Origin of the sequence: Streptomyces sp. NPDC048664 (genome assembly GCF_040650555.1) — a bacterium.
Lineage (GTDB): Bacteria > Actinomycetota > Actinomycetes > Streptomycetales > Streptomycetaceae > Streptomyces.
The window spans coordinates 1-1,675 of record NZ_JBEZHK010000070.1 but is presented as its reverse complement, the minus strand read 5'-3'; the positions used below and the strand labels follow the sequence as shown (position 1 = coordinate 1,675).

The 1,675-nt window shown below is 67.5% G+C and carries 1 protein-coding gene; it reads right to left on the bottom strand.

Annotated elements, in window-relative coordinates; all coding sequences use genetic code 11:
• Positions 1-91 precede the first annotated feature (91 nt).
• The gene (locus AB0C59_RS34800) at positions 92-718 is read right to left on the bottom strand and encodes a hypothetical protein (RefSeq protein WP_363011872.1); all 627 of its coding nucleotides are present in this window, start codon (positions 716-718) and stop codon (positions 92-94) included.
• Positions 719-1,675: the final 957 nt, after the last annotated feature.

Sequence of the window (1,675 nt, the reverse complement as noted above, 5' to 3'; positions counted from 1 at the left end):
CGTGGGGGCCCTGGGCCGGGCCTTGGTGGGGGGTGTGGGGGTCCGGCGGCCCCGTGTTGGGGGTTGGGGCCGCCGGGTGGTGGGTGGGGGTTCAGGCGGTCTTGTAGCCGTTGAGCTTCTCGACCAGCTCGGCGCGCATGAAGGCGAGTGCCTGTGCCTTGTCGTCGAGCTTGTTGATCTCGGCCTGGACGGCCTCGGCGCGCTTGCCGTTGAGGAACTTGGTGTACGCGGCCTCGCGCTTGGGGGTGTTCTTGTCCCCCTGGTAGGTGGTGACCAGGCCGGTGACGAGGTCGCGGACCTTCTCGAAGGTGTCCTGGCTGGCGTTCTCGGCCGGGGAGTTGGTCTCGAAGGCCGCACCCATGATCCGCTTGCGGAACTTCAGCAGCGGCGCGGCCCCGTTGTCCGTCTCGGCGGTCAGGTCGGCCGGGTTGACCAGGTGGCTGCCGACCACGTACGGCAGGTCCATGTCGCCCAGCTTCGGGGCGTCGGTCCGCTCGTGGCGGTCGGTCGCGCTGCCCTTGCCGAACTGGACGTTCAGCAGACCCTCGACCTTCGGGAACAGCTCCCAGTTCGGGTGGACCACGACCGTGCCGATCGGGAACACCCCGTCCTGGAGGACGCGGGACAGGTCGTAGACCGCCTCGCCGTTCTCGCCCGTCTCGACCGCGTACGAGTAGGTGTTACCGGCCGGGGTGGTGAACGTCTGGGTACCGGACATGAAGATCCCCTCCAACAGGGTCAGTAGGTGGTTTCTCGGCCGGTTCTGCGTTCCCCCGACCTCGTGATAACTACAGTACACACCGAACCGTAAATACGCAACATCGGAACGGGATCACCCCCACACGCTCAACCAAACGCACCCCCAACTAGAAACCTCACCCCCTCCCCGCACCCCCAACGACCACCCCCACCCCCACCCGAGCCCGCGCCGCCAACCCGCCCCGAACCCACCGGAGCCACCCGACCCCACCCCCGCGCAACCCCGGATCTAACACCCCCGCCGACCACCGACCCGAATCTAACGCCACCCGGGGAACCCTCCACCCAACCCAACCGACGAATCTAACGCCCGGTCCATGTGCGACGATTGGAGCGGCCCCGGATCTAACACCACCGGTCCACCGAATCTAACAACCCGCCAATTCCCGGAACGCGAATCTAACGCCACCCTCACGCACGCCCCGGATCGCCGCACACGGCCCCCTGGAGCCTCGCCCCCGCTATCCCCTTCCCCGACTGCCAACACCCCTGTAGGCTGCCGCTAGAGCCGCACAGGGGCCACCCGGCCGGACCAGAGTCACCCCCGGGGCCGAAGAAACGGAAACCCCGTCAATTCCCGCTCCACAACTTGAATTCCAGGGCCCCGAGCCCTTAGAATGATCAGACCGCACGAGAAATCAGGACCACCCGCAGAGAAACCCCACCGGGACAACCTGAAAACCCGTCGAGAAACCACAGAAAAGGCCCGCCAGGACCACGAGGGAACCCCCTCCCACCTAGCCAGCCAATCTCTGACCCCAACCCCCGGAAAGAGAAACCGAATTCGAGGCCGAACCACCCGCCGGCCCCCGGACCGCCCCGCGGGCCGGCTCCACGGCCGGCCCCTTGGCCGGCCGGTCAGCGCTCTGCGCTGACGGTCTGTCAGAGGGCGCTCTGCGCCCTCTGTACCCGCTCC